This is a genomic window from Nocardia harenae NBRC 108248, assembly GCF_001612885.1.
GTDB lineage: Bacteria > Actinomycetota > Actinomycetes > Mycobacteriales > Mycobacteriaceae > Nocardia > Nocardia harenae.
Map to the genome: position 1 here is coordinate 237,580 of NZ_BDBH01000001.1, position 15,246 is coordinate 252,825.

Genomic DNA, 15,246 nt, shown 5'->3' on the forward strand with positions numbered 1-15,246 from the left:
GCTCAGCCCGGATACGGCTCGTCTGCCCGCGCGGTGCGCAGGGCCAGGCCCCACCAGGCCAGCTGGCCCAGCATGCGGGCGGCGCCGTCGATCGCCGCGCCGTCGGCGGTCTGGCCCGCGGCGTCGAACTGCCGCTTGACCCGGTGGAAGCTCACCGACTCCCGGACCGAGACCATGTGCACCTCCGCCACCACCTGTCGCAGCTGCTCGACCGCGCGCAACCCGCCGGAGACCCCGCCGTAGGAGACGAAGCCGACGGGCTTGCCGCGCCACTCGTGCTTGGCGCTGTCGATGGCGGTCTTGAGCGCGGCCGGGTAGCCGTGGTTGTACTCGGAGGTGACGAGCACGAAGGCGTCGGCCGCGGCCAGCCTGCCCCGGAAGGCGCGCACCGCGTCGTTCTCGGCGAGGTCGAGCGGCAGCGGGTACTCCGCGAGGTCGATCACGCCGGTGTCGAAGCGGGGGTCGGCCCCGACCGTGCGCAGGAACCACTCCGCCACCGTCGGCGCGAACCGGCCGGCGCGCACGCTGCCGACGATCACCTCCAGCCGCAGCGCCGCGCCGGTCACGGCAGCTCGAACGGGAGCCGGACGCCCTCGTGCACCCGGCAGCGCGGGCAGGTCCGGGTGCCGTCGGTGGCGGCCACCGCGCGCCGGACCAGCTCCTTGAACGGCGCCAGGTTGCGCTGGAACTCGGCGAAGACGTCGACCGCGTGCACGCCGTCGCCCTCCTCCAGCCCGGCATCCAGGTCGGTGACCAGCGCCACCGCGGCGTAGCACATCTCCAGTTCGCGGGCGAGCACCGATTCCGGGTAGCCGGTCATATTGACCAGGTCCCAGCCCTGCCCGGCGAACCAGCGGCTCTCGGCGCGGGTGGAGAAGCGGGTGCCCTGCACCACGACCATGGTGCCGCCCGACTTCAGTGGCAACCTCTCGACCTCGGACTTCGCCACCGCCGCGCGCAGCTCGTCGCAGTACGGGTCGGCGAAGGAGACGTGCACGCCGCCGCCGTCGAAATAGGTCTGCTCCCGGCCGGAGGTGCGGTCCACCAGCTGGTCCGGCACCGCGACGGTGCCAGGGCCCCAGTCGGCGCGCAGGCTGCCCACCGCGCACGGCGCGAAGATCCGGCGCACGCCGAGCGAGCGCAGCGCCCAGAGATTGGCCCGGTACGGCAGGGTGTGCGGCGCGAACTCGTGCTTCTTCCCGTGCCGGGGGAGGAAGGCGACGGGCCGCCCCTCCACCTCGCCCACCGCGATCGGCGCGCTCGGGGCGCCGTACGGGGTCGGCACCTCGCGCTCCTCGGCGGCGTCGTCGAAGAAGTCGTAGAACCCACTGCCACCGATGACGGCGAGGGCCGGGCTGCGGTCCGAAGTCATGGGTCGATTCTCCGGGGCCGGTGCGCGCGGTGGCGAGCCGGGGGCGGCTGGGCGAATCACATCCCGGCCGGTCCGGTGCCCGCGGTGCCCGGCAGGATGGGCGCTGTGATGTCGCGGGCGGCGCTCGGTGTGTGGTTGACGGTGTCCTCCGGGCTGGCCTTCGCGGCGTCCGGGCCGCTGGTGAAGGCGGTGCTCGGGGCCGGCTGGTCGGCCGGGGCGGTACTCGCCGTGCGGCTCACGGGGGCGGCGGCGGTGATGCTGCTGCTGGCGGCCTTCGCCGATCCGCGGGGGCTGTGGGCGGGCCGCGGGGAGCTGCGGACCGTCGTGCCGTTCGGCGTCGTCGGGGTGGCCGGAGTGCAGGCCAGCTTCTTCCTCTCGCTGGCGACGCTGCAGGTGGCGGTGACGCTCATGATCCAGTTCCTGGCGCCGGTGGTGGTGATCGCCTGGCACTGGGTGGTGCACCGGCGGCGGCCGAGCACCGGCACGCTGCTCGGCGCCGCGGTGACGCTGGCCGGGGCGGCGCTGGTGGTCCAGGTGTTCGAGGCGGCGAGCCCGGACCCGGTGGGGCTGGCCTGGGCCGGGCTCTCGATGGTCGGCAACGCGGTCTTCTTCCTGCTCTCCGAGCGCAGCTCGGCCCGGCTGAGCCCGGTCGCGCTGCTCGGCTCCGGGCTCACCGTGGCCGCGCTCACCACCTGGCTGCTGGCCGGGATCGGGGCATTGCCGCTGGTCGTCGGGGGCGGCATCGCGCTCATGGACCATCGCGAGCTCCCGGTGCCGCTCGCGCTCACCCTGCTGGTGCTGGTGAGCACGGTGCTCGCCTACCTGTGCGGGGTCGCCGGCGCCGCCCGGATCGGCTCGACGCTCATGTCGCTGGTGCTGCTGAGCGAGGTGCTCTTCGCGGTCGGGCTCTCCTGGCTGCTGCTCGGCGAGGCGGTGACGCCGCTGCAGCTGGTGGGATCGGTGCTGGTGGTGGCCGGTCTGGCGGTCGCCAACCGAGCCACCGAGCGGCCCTGACTGCTGTACCCTTGGGGGGTATCAAAAGAGACGAGGAGGGCCGGTGACCGACCCCAGCCACGAGCACGACCACGCCGGGCACGGCTACATCACCGCGAAGGACGACTACCTCAAGCGGCTGCGGCGCATCGAGGGGCAGGCGCGCGGGTTGCAGCGCATGGTCGAGGAGGAGAAGTACTGCATCGACATCCTCACCCAGGTCTCGGCCATGACGAAGGCGCTGCAAGCCGTCGCGGTCGGCTTGCTGGAGGACCACATCAGCCACTGCGTGGTCGATGCCGCCGTCGCCGGGGGGCCGGAGGCGGAGGCGAAGATCAAGGAGGCGACGGAGGCCATCGCCCGCCTCGTCCGCTCCTGACGCGAGTCCCTCGTCGAGCGATCGAGCGCAAAATCAGTCGAGCCGCCGGAGGCGGGTGCGAGATTCGCCGCGCGCGGATCAGCCCCCGCAGCAACCGGCAGGGGGCACGGTGCGCATCTCGCGGGTCTGCGCGTTCCGCGCGGCCAGCTCCCCGTCGGGCGGGTAGTCGACGGCGACCAGGCTCAGCCCGTGCGCGGGGGCGACGGTGACCGAGCTGGAACGTGCACGCTGCTCGAGCAAACCCCCGACCCACTCCGGCGTCCGCCGCCCCTCCCCCACCGCGAGCACCGCCCCCACCAGACTGCGCACCATCGACCAGCAGAAAGCATCGGCGCTGACATGGGCGGTGAGCGCGTACCCCGACTGCTCCCAGTCGTACCGCTGCAACTCGCGCACCGTGGTCGCCCCCTCGCGCCGACGGCAGAAGGCCGCGAAATCGTGCAGCCCGAGCAAGGTCCGCGAGGCCGCGCGCATCCCCTCGATATCGAGCCCCGGCTTGGCGGGCACCACCCCGCGCGCGGCGAGCGGATCGGCCCCGTACGGCGCCGTTGTCAGCCGATAGACATAGTGCCGCCGAACAGCGGAGAACCTGGCATCGAACTCCGCGGGAGCAACCCGGGCCGCGGTGACCCGAACGTCCTTGGGCAGGAACCGCGCCAGCCGATGCACCAGCTTCGGCCCGTCGAACTCCCCCGCCGTGTCGAAGTGCGCGACCTGCCCCTCCGCGTGCACCCCGGCATCGGTCCGCCCCGCGACGGTCAACCGAACAGGTTCCCGAAAGACCTTGCTCAGCGATTCCTCCAGCACGCCCTGCACGGTCCGCAGCCCCGGCTGCCGCGCCCACCCGGTGAAATCCGTCCCGTCGTAGGAGATATCGAGCCGCACGCGAACGAGCCCGCCACCCTCACGGGTGACGGGCTCGACGCCGGAATCCGAACTCAGCTCAGGATTCCTTCTTGTCCTCGGCAGCGGCCTCGGCCTCGGGCGCCTCGGCGGCGGCCTCCTCCGTGGTCTCCTCGGCGGCGGGCGCCTCGGCGACCGGCTCCGCCTTCTTCGAGGCGGCGACGCGCCGCGCACGATCCGCCTCGTTGGACACGGTCTGCTCCCGGACCAGCTCGATCACGGCCATGGGGGCATTGTCGCCCTTGCGCGGCAGCGTCTTGATGATGCGGGTGTAGCCGCCATCGCGACCCTCGAACGACGGGCCGATGGTGGCGAACAGCTCGTGCACGACGGTCTTGTTCCGGATCACCTTGAGCACCTCACGCCGGTCGGCGAGGGTGCCGCCCTTCGCCTTGGTGACGAGCTTCTCGGCGTACGGGCGCAGCGCCTTGGCCTTGGACTCGGTGGTCGTAATCCGACCGTGCTCGAAGAGCGCCGTGGCCAGGTTGGCGAAGATCGCCTTCTGGTGCGACGCCGACCCGCCGAAGCGAGCACCCTTCTTGGGCTTGGGCATTTCACTGTCTCCTTGTTGATGGCGCCGCGCGCGGGGCCCGGCGGCGGTTACGCTCCGCTACCGCCTCTGGGCCTGACGCTCGCGACGCACGAGAGGCCGCTGGCCGGGGGAGGCCTCCCCCGCGGGCCTAGAGCTGTTCGGTCTCGGCGTAGTCCTGCTCGCCGCCGTCGGTGTCGCTGAACGTGCCACTGTCGCTCCAGGTCCCGGTGTTCGCGTCGTACCCGACCACGGAGGACGGGTCGAACGAGGCGGGGCTGTCCTTCAGCGAGAGGCCGAGCGCGTGCAGCTTGACCTTGACCTCGTCGATGGACTTCTGGCCGAAGTTGCGGATGTCCAGCAGATCCGACTCGGTGCGGGCGACGAGCTCGCCCACCGTGTGCACACCCTCACGCTTGAGGCAGTTGTAGGAGCGGACGGTGAGGTCCAGATCCTCGATCGGCAGCCCGAACGAGGCGATGTGATCCGCCTCCGCGGGCGAGGGGCCGATCTCGATGCCCTCGGCCTCCACATTCAGCTCGCGGGCCAGGCCGAAGAGCTCGACCAGGGTCTTGCCCGCCGAGGCGAGCGCGTCCCGCGCGGTGATGGAGTTCTTGGTCTCCACGTCGAGCACCAGCCGGTCGAAGTCGGTGCGCTGCTCCACGCGGGTGGCCTCGACCTTGTAGGTCACCTTGAGCACCGGCGAGTAGATCGAATCGACCGGGATCCGGCCGATCTCCGCACCGGACGCCTTGTTCTGCACGGCGGGCACATAGCCGCGGCCCCGCTCGACGACCAGCTCGATCTCGAGCTTGCCCTTGTCGTTCAGGGTGGCGATGTGCATGTCCGGGTTGTGCACGACGACGCCGGCCGGGGGCACGATATCGCCCGCCGTCACCGTGCCGGGGCCCTGCTTGCGCACGTACATCGTCACCGGCTCGTCCTCCTCCGAGGACACGACCAGGCCCTTGAGGTTCAGGATGATGTCGGTGACATCCTCCTTCACCCCCGGCACGGTGGTGAACTCGTGGAGCACGCCGTCGATGCGGATGCTCGTGACCGCGGCCCCCGGGATCGAGGACAGCAGGGTGCGGCGCAGCGAGTTGCCGAGGGTGTAGCCGAAGCCCGGCTCGAGCGGTTCGATGGTGAACCTCGAGCGGTTCTCCGCGACGACCTCTTCGGTCAGCGTCGGACGCTGGGAAATCAGCATGGGATCATCCTCCTGTGTGGGCGCCCGCTATTTGACGCCTCGTGGTGGGGGTGTTGCGCGTGGCCGCCGCGCACGGCGGCCACGCACCAGCAGCGCTGATTACTTCGAGTAGTACTCGACGATCAGCTGTTCCTGCAGCGGCACATCGATCTGGGCGCGCTCCGGCTCCTGGTGGATCAGGATCCGCAGCCGGCCCGGCAGCACCTGCAGCCAGCCCGGGACGGGCCGGTCGCCGACGGTCTCGCGCGCCACCTGGAAGGGCAGCGTCGGCAGCGACTTCTCCTTGACATCGATGATGTCGTACTGGCTCACGCGGTAGCTCGGCACGTCGACCTTGACGCCGTTGACCAGGAAGTGGCCGTGGCTCACGAGCTGACGGGCCTGCCGCCGGGTGCGGGCGAGGCCGGCGCGGTAGACGACGTTGTCGAGGCGGGTCTCCAGCAGGCGGAGCAGGTTGTCACCCGTCTTGCCCTTCTGCCGGTTGGCCTCCTCGTAGTAGCGGCGGAACTGCTTCTCCATGACGCCGTAGGAGAAGCGGGCCTTCTGCTTCTCCTGCAGCTGGAGCAGGTACTCGCTCTCCTTGATCCGCGCCCGGCCGTGCTGGCCCGGCGGGTAGGGGCGACGCTCGAAGGCCTGGTCGCCGCCGACCAGGTCGACGCGCAGACGACGCGACTTGCGGGTGATGGGTCCGGTATAACGGGCCATGTCGTTCTACTTCCTTTCCCGCTTAGACGCGACGCCGCTTGGGCGGACGGCAGCCGTTGTGCGGCTGCGGGGTGACATCGGAGATCGTGCCCACTTCCAGGCCGGCGGCCTGCAGTGAACGGATCGCGGTCTCGCGGCCCGAACCCGGGCCCTTGACGAACACGTCGACCTTCTTGACGCCGTTCTCCTGCGCCTTGCGGGCGGCGTTCTCGGCGGCCAGCTGGGCGGCGAACGGGGTCGACTTGCGCGAGCCCTTGAACCCGACGTGGCCCGACGACGCCCAGGAGATGACGTTGCCGGAGGGGTCGGTGATCGACACGATCGTGTTGTTGAACGTGCTCTTGATGTGCGCGTGGCCGTGCGGGACGTTCTTCTTTTCCCTGCGGCGCGACTTCTGGGTCTTCTTCGGGCCCGAGGCCCGGCTCTTCGGAGGCATGCCTGTATCCCTTCGGGAAGAAAGGTTTCCCTTACTTCTTCTTGCCGGCGACGGTCTTCTTCGGACCCTTGCGAGTGCGCGCGTTGGTCTTGGTGCGCTGGCCCCGCACGGGCAGGCCGCGACGATGCCGGATGCCCTGGTAGCAGCCGATCTCGATCTTGCGGCGGATATCGGCCTGCACCTCACGGCGCAGGTCGCCCTCGACCTTGAGATCCGAGGCCTCGATGTAATCGCGGAGCCGGGTCAGGTCGTCGTCGCTGAGATCCTTCGACCGCAGGTCGGGGCTGACCCCGGTGGCGGCGAGGATCTCGTGGGAACGGGTACGGCCGATGCCGAAAATGTAGGTCAGCGCGATCTCCATGCGCTTTTCGCGCGGGAGATCGACGCCCATGAGACGTGCCATCTGGCAGGTTCCTTAATGTTGCGGAGGTCTGCTCCCTGTCCGTCCCCTCGTCTGGGGCACCGGCCTCCGTTCCGGTGGTGAGCGCACACGCCCGGGTGGATCTCGCGACCCACCCGTTCCCAAGCGTGTGGCTGGCGCTGGGAGTTTCTTCTGTCAAGCCCGATCAGCGACCGGTGCTCGGTGGTGTCAGCCCTGACGCTGCTTGTGCCGCAGGTTCTCGCAGATCACCATGACCCGCCCGTGCCGACGGATCACCTTGCACTTCTCGCAGATCGGCTTGACGCTCGGATTGACCTTCACGTCCGTCCAATCTCTTTCTGTGGTCCACGGGGTGTGGACACAACTTTTCCCCAGCCCGACGGCTGGGGAAGCTTTCCTTCGTGCTCGCGCTGGGCGAGCCCGTCACTTGTAGCGGTAAACGATCCGGCCGCGGGACAGGTCGTAGGGCGACAGCTCGACGACCACCCGATCCTCGGGCAGGATGCGGATGTAGTGCTGCCGCATCTTCCCGCTGATGTGCGCGAGAACCTTGTGCCCGTTCTCGAGCTCGATCCGGAACATCGCATTCGGCAACGGCTCGACAACCCGACCCTCGACCTCGATGGCCCCGTCTTTTTTCGCCATGTCCTCCGCGATCCCGGTTACGCTCAACCTGGTGTGATTGCTGCTCTGGTCCTACCCGGCGCCCGCACCGCACCGTCCGGACACCAGCGAACAATCGAACGTCGAAGACGGATCGAATGTTCCCGGATGAACGCATGCCTGTAGGCGCACCGTTGCTCAAGCTTACCGAGGGGCCGCCGATCAGGCAAAATCGCCCCTGCCCCGCCGTGCCCGGCCGGTCCCGTAAACTGACCTCGAGTCCAGCGAAATGCTCCAGCACATCGAGGGGGACAGGTGAGCCGCAACGACGACGGCCTCCCCATGCTGCCGCCGTGGCTCTCGGAGAGCGACGTCACACAGGTCGGCTACGAAGCGCCCGTGCAGAACCTTCCGTCCGAGGACGAGGGGGCGGCGCCGCGGCGATCGCGGTTTCGCAATCGCGCGCCCGAGGGGGAACGGCCGGAAGCCGGGCGGCGGGAGAAGCGGCGGCGGGGGTGGCGGCGAGGGGATGATGCGCCCGCGCCTGCCTCCGAGTACGCGGAAGCCGGGGGCGGCGAGCCGGAGCGGCCGGGAATCCCGAGCTCCGGGGTGGCTCCACTCGCGTCGGACGGCGGGAACGGGCGGGCCGATTTCCGGACGCGGCAGGCGGAGGTGGCGCCGGGAGTCGGCGAGCCCGGGTTCGGGCAACTGCGAGGCGAGTCCGCGCCGAGCGGGGAGTACGGCTTCGCGCGGCAGGGCGAGTCCGCGCCGAGCGCGGAGTACAGCCAGGCGCGGCAGGGTGAGTTCGTGCCGAGCGCAGAGTACGGGCAGGCGCGGCAGGGCGAGTCCGCGCCGAGCGGGGAGAACGGTTTCGCACAGCAAGGCGAGTTCGCGCCGGGGGCGCGGCCCGAGCGTGCCGCGGAGCGGCCGCCGGACGGGGCGGGTGATGGCGCACCCGGGTTCGAGGGGCAGCGCGAATCCATGGCCGCGGAGAGCCGGGGCGACGAGCGGAGCGGGCTCGGACGGCCCGGGTTCGGCACGGCTGAACCGGAAGACGAGGTGCTGCGGGATCCGCGGACCGGCGCGGCCGCGCCGGAGGAGAGTTCGCGGCCGACCTTGCCGACCCGGAGTCCCTCGCGGCCGTCGAGCGCGTTCCAGCCGCTCGGGGCGGGGGCGAGCGCTGCGGGTGGGCTGCGGGATACGTCGGGCGTCCGGGAGCGCCGCAGGGCCCGGCCCGAGCTGCCGCCACCGCCGGAGGCGCCGGAGCGGCTGCCCGCACCGAGCGGTGCCGTCGACGAGGAGCCGGAAGAAGCCGCGCCGCACCGCGATCTGGCCGGATTCCGCGAGGGGCTCTCGGCGCTGCACCGGGAGGCCGAGCCCGAGCTCGACGACGACGAGCCGCTGGAGCGCGGGCAGATCGGCACGCCCGACGCGCTTCCGCCGCGCGCACCGGTCGCCCCGGTCACCGGTGGCAGCGTGCCGCCGTGGCAGGGGCCGACCGGCGCGGGGCGGGGCTACGAGCCGCCGCCGGTGGAGCAGCCGGAGCGCGCTCCCGAACCGCCCGCGCCGGAACCGGATCCGTCCGCCTACCGCTCGGCGCCGAATATCCCGGTGGCGCCACAGCAGTTCGACGTGCCCGCGGCCGGGCCGCTCTACCCGCCCGCTCCCCCGCACGCGGCGCCGACCGCCTACCCGACGCCGCCGTCCGGGAACGGCACCGCCGCACCGGCTCCCGCCCCGGCGCCGCCGCCCTACAGCACCGCGCCGACGAACGAGATGCCCTCCCCGTACGGCCCCGGCGCGAATCAGGAGGCGGCGTACGGCGATCCGAACCAGCGGTACCGCTCGGAGCCGAATCAGCCGGTCGCGAACCAGGTTCCGCCGCAGTACAGCCCAGGCCCGAACCACGCCCTGCCGAACCAGGTTCCGCCGCAGTACCACTCCGACCCGAACCACCCGATCGCGAACCAGGTTCCGCCGCAATACCGCTCGGAGCCGAACCACCCGGTCGCCAACCAGGTTCCGCCGCAATACCACGCCGACCCGAACCAGCCGCCGCAGCAGTACGGCCCCGGGCCGAACCAGTATCCGGGAAACCAGGTTCCGCCTTACGGCCCAGGCCCGAACCAGTTCCAGCAGGTCAGGCAGTTCAACGCCACCCCGCCGAACACCTACAGCTCCACCCCGCCCCCTTCCCTGGACGACGTCCCCATGCGGCGCGCCAAGAAATCACCGGGCAGCGGCTGGCGCAAGGCCGTGCACCACGTCTCCGGCGGCGCCATCAACCCGGGCATGTCGGCCGAGGAGCGCCGCCTGCAGGAGCTGGTGGCCCGGATCAGGCAGCCGGTCCGCGGTGACTACCGGATCGCGGTGCTCTCGCTCAAGGGCGGCGTCGGCAAGACCACCACCACCATGGGGCTCGGCTCGATCTTCGCCTCGATCCGCGGCGACCGGGTGATCGCGGTGGACGCCAACCCGGATTTCGGCACGCTCTCCCAGCGGGTCCCGCTGCAGACCCGCTCGACCGTGCGCGACCTGCTGCTCGACCCGGCGATCCAGCGCTACTCGGATGTCCGCAGGCACACCTCGCAGAGCACCTCGCGGCTCGAAGTGCTGGCGAGCGAGCGCGATCCGGCCGCCTCGGAGGCATTCAGCGACGAGGAGTACCGCGCGGTCGCGCGCATCCTGCAGCGCTTCTACAACATCATCCTGACCGACTGCGGCACCGGGCTCATGCACTCGGCCATGACCGGCGTGCTCGACACCGCGCACTCGCTGGTGCTGATCTCCTCGGCCGCCATCGACGGCGCGCGCAGCGCGGCGGCCACCCTGGACTGGCTCTCCCTGCACGGCCACGACCACCTGGTGCGCAATGCGGTGGTGGTGATCAACCTGCCGCGCGAGGGGTCGCCGACGGTGGGAGTGCAGCACCTGCGCGAGTACTTCCTGTCGCGCTGCCGCGCGGTGCACATCATCCCCTACGACAACCACCTCTCCGAGGGCGCGGAGATCGACCTGCACCGGCTGCACAAGAACACCAAGCGCGCCTACGTGGAGCTCGCGGCGACGGTGGCCGACGAGTTCGCGGTCTTCCGCGGCTGAGGCGATCGACATCGGGCATGGGCGAGAGCCCTCCGTGGCTACGCTCCGCTCCCGCCTCCGGGCTTGACTCGCCCATGCCTGAGGCGATCGGTATCGGCATGGGCGAGAGCCCTCCGTGGCTACGCTCCGCTCCCGCCTCCGGGCTTGACTCGCCCATGCCTGAGGCGATCGGTATCGGCATGGGCGAGAGCCCTCCGTGGCTACGCTCCGCTCCCGCCTCCGGGCTTGACTCGCCCATGCCGGGGAGTCACCACTCCGGCAGCCTGCGCCTGCCCTCGAGCACTTCGCGCACCAGGTCGTCGTAGCCGTCGGCCAGCTCGGCCAGGTGGTGCCACGCGCTGTGCAGCCGGTCGTCGTCGGCGTCCAGGGTCATCAGGGCGCGGTGCGCGCGCACCGAGGACTCGGCGAGGCGGTCGATCACCGCGCCGATGGTCTCGGTGTGCAGGGTGGCGCCGAGCCGGTGCTCCGGCACGCTGCGCGCCACCCAGTCATCGATCGCCATCACCAGTTCGCCTCTGCGCCGATCGATCTCGAGCACCGCCGCAGGCGCGATCGGCGACTCCGGGCCGCCGGGGCCGACGCGCCGCTCGTGCAGCACCGCCAGATCGCGGGCGAACCAGAGCAGCGGTCCGCCCACCACCCGATGCCCGCGCAGCGCACGGAGAAGCCGATCGGAAAAAGGTAGCTGCCCCGTTTCCGGGGCCCGATCCCCCGGCTCGGCGCCTCGAGCCGCACCGGGAAAGGTCGTCAAGACCGTAGAACTATCCGAACCTGCCACGTTGCCTCGCAGTCATCGCCGCACAACACCGGATCAGAGCGTTCAGAACGTTCATTACACTAAACCTCAGAAAGTCCATGTCAAGCGATTCCCCGCCCGCGACCGGAGCCCGATTCCAAAGCGTTACCTCGCGGCGGCTCGGCCGAATTTCCTTGTCGGCCGATGGTTTTACTCGTCGGACCGATGGGTATGCGTTGCCATCGGAAGCGTGTAACTGCACTGTTGCCGAGCACCGAGGGAGCCCGATGTCGGACGGCCCGACCTACCAGCGCATCGCCGACCTGCTGCGCGAGCAGATCCGGGGCGGCACCTGGCGACCGGGCGACCGCTTACCCAGCCACGTCGAGCTGGCCGAGCAGATGGGCGTCTCCATCACCACCGCGCGCCACGCCATCCAGGTGCTCGTCACCGAGAACCTGGTGTACACCGCGACCTCGCGCGGCACCATCGTGCGCAACCAGGAGATCCTGGAGTCGGTGGTCACCGACCACATCCGCCCGGACCGGCCGCGCTCGGCGCACGACATCTTCTCCGAGATCGCGCGGGCGGCGGGGCGGGAGCCGGCCAAGGAGTTCAGCGCGCGGATGGAGCCGGCGGGCGCCGAGGTGGCCGGGTGGCTCGGGGTGGCGCCGGACTCCTGGGTGATGGCCAGGACGGTCGTCCAGTTCCTGGACAACGAGCCGTGGTCCTGGGAGGTGAGCTTCTTCGCCCGCGAGCTGGCCGAGGCGATCGGCGCCGACGTCCCGCACGACATTCCCGAGGGCACCACCCGCAGGCTGGCCGAGCACGGGCACGGCGAGACCGCGCACCGGGACACCATCTCCGCGCGGCCCGCGAGCGCCGCCGAGGCCGCGGTCCTCAATATCGTGCCGGGCACCATCCTGCTCGACCACCTGCGGATCGGCGCCAACCACCACCGGGTCACCAGGGCGACCAGGCACCGCTGCCTCGCCACCCGCAATCGGCTCGCCTACCAGCTCGGCGACCCCGCCGGGGTGGCGGTCATCGGCCGTACGCTGGGGTCGCCCGCCGCGGCGTCCGCTTCGTGACCAGGGCCGCTGCCGTCCCGATCGGTACGGCGCAGCCGGGAACGTTGCTCATCCGGCGCGCCCGCCGGGACGAGCTGGCGTTGCTCTGCCTGCTCCGGCTGCGCCGCACCCGCTGGCTGGTCGCGCGCGGGGAGGACCAGTGGACGACAGCCGGGCGCGGGCTCGATATCGAGGCCTTCGCCGGGGCCGTCGGGCGGGCGATCGAGCGCGGCCACACCTGGGTCGCCGAGCTTGGTGGCGAGGTGGCGGGCACGATCACCGTGGATCGGCGCGCCGACCGGCACCTGTGGAGCCCCGCCGAACTCGCCGAGGCGGTGATCGTGCATTTCATGATCGTCGACGCGGCCTTCGCCGGACGCCGGATCGGCCACCGGCTGCTCGCGCACGCCGCCACCCTCGCCCGCGGCGACGGCCTGGACTGGGTCCGGCTCGACGCCTGGACCACCAACCGCGCCCTGCACGCCTACTACCGCAACGCTGGATTCCGCCTGGCCCGGATCGCGGGCCCCGCCACCCTCGGCCCCTCCTGCGCCCTCTTCGAGCGCCGGGTCGATACCTGGCCGAGCGCGCTGCCCGCGCTCCGTCGCCCGGCCATCGGGTAGCGGTTCGCTCTCAGGCCGGTCCCCGACCCCGACGACAGCTGCCCGAAGAGCGACCTCTCCGCCAGTGCCTATGTGACGGTGTCGGTCAGATTGATCCCGTCGTGTGCTCGCAGTTTCGGTTCATCGGTGTCGAACGCATCCAGGACACGGATCGCGAATGCCGGAACCATTGCCTCGCGAACCTGATCGGCGGTCATCCAGCGGACTTCACGGGCTTCGTCGGTCGGGTGCGAAGTGCCGGTTTCGACGGTGCAGCGGAAGACGAGGGCGACAATGCCCGCGGTGAGGTTCTTGTAGACGCCGGTGAGCCGGTCAACACACACCGTAAGTCCGGTCTCTTCAGCAACTTCGCGACGGACGCCATGCTCGAAGGACTCGTGCAGTTCGAGCACGCCGCCAGGCGCTTCCCAGTGCCCATTGTCGGCGCGGCGAATGACCAGCACCCGGTTGTCGGCATCAACAACGATGCCCGACACGCTGACGGAGTGCTTCGGTAGGTCAACCATGCGCCCTCTCCCTCGTCCTGTCTGCCTGGCTCGGCATCTGCGCCGGTCAAGCCTAAGCTAGTTGTCTAGGTAGGTTGGTCTTGCGTCCGGAGGGTCTGATGATGCGGTTCGAGCCGGTGGATCGTTCGGATCCGCGGCCGCCGTACCGCCAAATCGCCGACCGGTTGCGTATGGCGATCAAGGCCGGTGAGATTGCGCCCGGCCAACGGCTCCCCTCCGAGGTCGAGCTGATGTCGCAGTTCGGTGTGGCGCGAATGACGATGCGCCAGGCACTGCAGGAACTCAAGGCAGAAGGGCTGGTGTACGCGCAGCAGGGCCGAGGCGTGTTCGTCCGGCCGACACCGCCGATCCGCCGACTGGCGTCGGATCGTTTCGCCCGCGAGCACCGCGCTGGCGGTAAGGCCGCCTTCTCAGCCGAGGCGGAGAAGGCCGGATTCGCCCCCGGTGTAGATCGAATCCGGATTGCGCGGGCGGCCGCGGGGCCGCTGGTGGCCGAACGGCTGCGCATCGCGCCGGATGCGGAAGTGGTGGTGCGCACTCGTCGCTACCTCGCCAACGGCACGCCGGTGGAGATCGCGGCCTCTTACATCCCGATCACTCTGGCCGCCGGGACTCGTATCGAAGACCCCGATACCGGGCCAGGTGGCATCTACGCGCGCCTGGAGGAAATGGGCCACACGTTGGCTCGATTCACCGAGGAGGTCGGGGCACGTATGCCGACCCCGGATGAGCGCGTCGAGTTGGAGATCGGTGAGGGTGAGCCGGTACTCACTGTTGTGCGAACCGCTTTCAGCACCGGCGACGTCGCGGTCGAGGTCTGCGACACGGTCAAGGTAGCCGGCGCCTACCTCCTCGAATATGACTTCCCGGCGCGCTGATCGGCCATCTCGAGAATTCCCAAAACTTGCCTAGACAAGTTCGGCACCGTTGGACATACTTGCCTAGAGGAGTTGGTTGGGGGCGGTCAGCCCCGCATCGAACTGGACAGGGGTGGGGATCGTGGTCGAACCGAACAGGGCGCCGTACCAATCCGAACAGACACATGGCGCCGGGGATATCGTCGATGACCAGTCGACCGGCCGAATAGCGTTGTTTGGCAGGGCACGTCAGCTCGGTGCGCGCGACCGTGCTGCCCATGTGGTCGATGTCCGCAGCAGCGCGTGCAGGCAGGCAGATGCCAGACCGCTTTGGGTGAATTCATCGAGGACTTTCGTGTCCCGACCGCAGGCCCGCGGTGCGCAGTGATCGGTCCGGCAAATTTCTTTGCTCAACAACAGAAGTCCACGCATTCGGCAGCGGGCGGGGTTTGCCGAAATAACGTACAAGCCACCATCGAACGCCACCACCCACAGCGAAGCCGGCGTGATCGCCAAACGCGAAACCAACGTGTTGCTCAGTGGTTCAGGCCAGGCCATGGCCGCGAACCAGCTTCTCGCCGCAATCGGCATGGTCGAACTCGTTCGCGTCGAGAAGGCTCGCACCACCTACGAGCACCCCGGATACAACGACACCATTGCCGCTGTCGATACCGTCACCCACGCCGGAACCTTCGTAGAAACCGAGGTCACCGCGGCCGACGCCGATACCGCGGCCACCCGTCTCGAAGAGGTCGAAACAGCACTCGGTATCGACGATTGTCCGGTCGTCGGCCTGCCCTACCGAGACCTGGTCATAGCCGCGGCGCGTTGACGATGGAT

At 70.2% G+C, this 15,246-nt stretch carries 19 protein-coding genes; 7 read left to right on the forward strand and 12 right to left on the reverse strand.

The annotated features are described in order from the left end of the window. Nucleotides 1–2 precede the first annotated feature (2 nt). Both NH2_RS01055 and NH2_RS01060 read right to left on the reverse strand, forming a co-directional pair. Nucleotides 3–566: an NADPH-dependent FMN reductase gene (locus NH2_RS01055; protein WP_067646700.1), complete on the reverse strand. Its 564-nt coding sequence runs from the start codon at nt 564–566 to the stop codon at nt 3–5. Further along, nucleotides 563–1,372, reverse strand: coding sequence for an S-methyl-5'-thioadenosine phosphorylase (locus NH2_RS01060; protein ID WP_067646703.1), 810 nt, complete (start codon nt 1,370–1,372; stop codon nt 563–565). Before NH2_RS01060 ends, NH2_RS01055 begins: the two co-directional genes overlap by 4 nt. 135 nt (nt 1,373–1,507) lie before the next feature. Here NH2_RS01060 and NH2_RS01065 point away from each other — a divergent pair, with 135 nt between their 5' ends. Together NH2_RS01065 and NH2_RS01070 are read left to right on the forward strand one after the other, a co-directional pair. Next, entirely contained in the window at nt 1,508–2,386 is an 879-nt protein-coding gene (locus NH2_RS01065) for an EamA family transporter (RefSeq protein ID WP_169811433.1), read from the forward strand. Nucleotides 2,387–2,429: 43 nt separating this feature from the next. Beyond that, complete coding sequence (locus NH2_RS01070) at nt 2,430–2,744, forward strand: metal-sensitive transcriptional regulator (protein ID WP_067646709.1); 315 nt, start codon at nt 2,430–2,432, stop codon at nt 2,742–2,744. Nucleotides 2,745–2,822: 78 nt separating this feature from the next. On the opposite strand, the gene truA is transcribed toward NH2_RS01070, so the two are convergent. The 8 genes from truA to infA all read right to left on the reverse strand — a co-directional run bounded on the left by truA (nt 2,823) and on the right by infA (nt 7,554). Next, nucleotides 2,823–3,686: a tRNA pseudouridine(38-40) synthase TruA gene (gene truA / locus NH2_RS01075; protein ID WP_067647605.1), complete on the reverse strand. Its 864-nt coding sequence runs from the start codon at nt 3,684–3,686 to the stop codon at nt 2,823–2,825. 1 nt (nt 3,687) lies between these two features. Next, the gene (gene rplQ, locus NH2_RS01080; protein ID WP_067646712.1) at nt 3,688–4,200 is read right to left on the reverse strand and encodes a 50S ribosomal protein L17; all 513 of its coding nucleotides are present in this window, start codon (nt 4,198–4,200) and stop codon (nt 3,688–3,690) included. Nucleotides 4,201–4,327: 127 nt separating this feature from the next. Continuing rightward, nucleotides 4,328–5,386 carry a DNA-directed RNA polymerase subunit alpha gene (locus tag NH2_RS01085; RefSeq protein WP_067646715.1) on the reverse strand — a complete coding sequence of 353 codons (1,059 nt, stop codon included), beginning with the start codon at nt 5,384–5,386 and terminating at the stop codon, nt 4,328–4,330. Between the two features lie 99 nt (nt 5,387–5,485). Next, a complete protein-coding gene (gene rpsD / locus NH2_RS01090; RefSeq protein ID WP_067646718.1) occupies nt 5,486–6,091 on the reverse strand; it encodes a 30S ribosomal protein S4 in 606 nt (201 codons plus the stop codon). 22 nt (nt 6,092–6,113) lie between these two features. After that, entirely contained in the window at nt 6,114–6,527 is a 414-nt protein-coding gene (rpsK, locus tag NH2_RS01095; RefSeq protein ID WP_014349147.1) for a 30S ribosomal protein S11, read from the reverse strand. A gap of 31 nt (nt 6,528–6,558) precedes the next feature. After that, nucleotides 6,559–6,930 carry a 30S ribosomal protein S13 gene (rpsM, locus tag NH2_RS01100; RefSeq protein ID WP_067646720.1) on the reverse strand — a complete coding sequence of 124 codons (372 nt, stop codon included), beginning with the start codon at nt 6,928–6,930 and terminating at the stop codon, nt 6,559–6,561. 186 nt (nt 6,931–7,116) lie between these two features. Then, nucleotides 7,117–7,230 carry a 50S ribosomal protein L36 gene (rpmJ, locus tag NH2_RS01105; RefSeq protein ID WP_067561702.1) on the reverse strand — a complete coding sequence of 38 codons (114 nt, stop codon included), beginning with the start codon at nt 7,228–7,230 and terminating at the stop codon, nt 7,117–7,119. A 102-nt stretch (nt 7,231–7,332) separates the two neighbouring features. Continuing rightward, on the reverse strand, nt 7,333–7,554 hold the full coding sequence (gene infA / locus NH2_RS01110) for a translation initiation factor IF-1 (protein WP_003418601.1): 222 nt from the start codon (nt 7,552–7,554) through the stop codon (nt 7,333–7,335). 273 nt (nt 7,555–7,827) lie between these two features. Between infA and NH2_RS29590 the strand changes: the two genes are divergently transcribed. After that, nucleotides 7,828–10,614 carry a nucleotide-binding protein gene (locus NH2_RS29590; RefSeq protein WP_245650367.1) on the forward strand — a complete coding sequence of 929 codons (2,787 nt, stop codon included), beginning with the start codon at nt 7,828–7,830 and terminating at the stop codon, nt 10,612–10,614. A gap of 247 nt (nt 10,615–10,861) precedes the next feature. Here NH2_RS29590 and NH2_RS01120 read toward each other — a convergent pair whose 3' ends face one another. Next, nucleotides 10,862–11,251, reverse strand: a complete 390-nt coding sequence (locus NH2_RS01120) for a DUF4254 domain-containing protein (RefSeq protein WP_245650368.1) — start codon at nt 11,249–11,251, stop codon at nt 10,862–10,864. A 386-nt stretch (nt 11,252–11,637) separates the two neighbouring features. Here NH2_RS01120 and NH2_RS01125 point away from each other — a divergent pair, with 386 nt between their 5' ends. Next, a complete protein-coding gene (locus tag NH2_RS01125; RefSeq protein WP_067646724.1) occupies nt 11,638–12,441 on the forward strand; it encodes a GntR family transcriptional regulator in 804 nt (267 codons plus the stop codon). Continuing rightward, on the forward strand, nt 12,438–13,043 hold the full coding sequence (locus NH2_RS01130; protein ID WP_245650369.1) for a GNAT family N-acetyltransferase: 606 nt from the start codon (nt 12,438–12,440) through the stop codon (nt 13,041–13,043). Before NH2_RS01125 ends, NH2_RS01130 begins: the two co-directional genes overlap by 4 nt. Before the next feature lie 68 nt (nt 13,044–13,111). On the opposite strand, the gene NH2_RS01135 is transcribed toward NH2_RS01130, so the two are convergent. After that, nucleotides 13,112–13,549: an NUDIX hydrolase gene (locus NH2_RS01135; protein WP_067646727.1), complete on the reverse strand. Its 438-nt coding sequence runs from the start codon at nt 13,547–13,549 to the stop codon at nt 13,112–13,114. Nucleotides 13,550–13,647: 98 nt separating this feature from the next. Here NH2_RS01135 and NH2_RS01140 point away from each other — a divergent pair, with 98 nt between their 5' ends. Further along, nucleotides 13,648–14,427, forward strand: coding sequence for a GntR family transcriptional regulator (locus tag NH2_RS01140; RefSeq protein WP_067646730.1), 780 nt, complete (start codon nt 13,648–13,650; stop codon nt 14,425–14,427). 385 nt (nt 14,428–14,812) lie between these two features. Continuing rightward, the gene (locus tag NH2_RS27885; RefSeq protein WP_245650370.1) at nt 14,813–15,238 is read left to right on the forward strand and encodes a CYTH domain-containing protein; all 426 of its coding nucleotides are present in this window, start codon (nt 14,813–14,815) and stop codon (nt 15,236–15,238) included. The last annotated feature ends 8 nt before the right edge of the window (nt 15,239–15,246 follow it).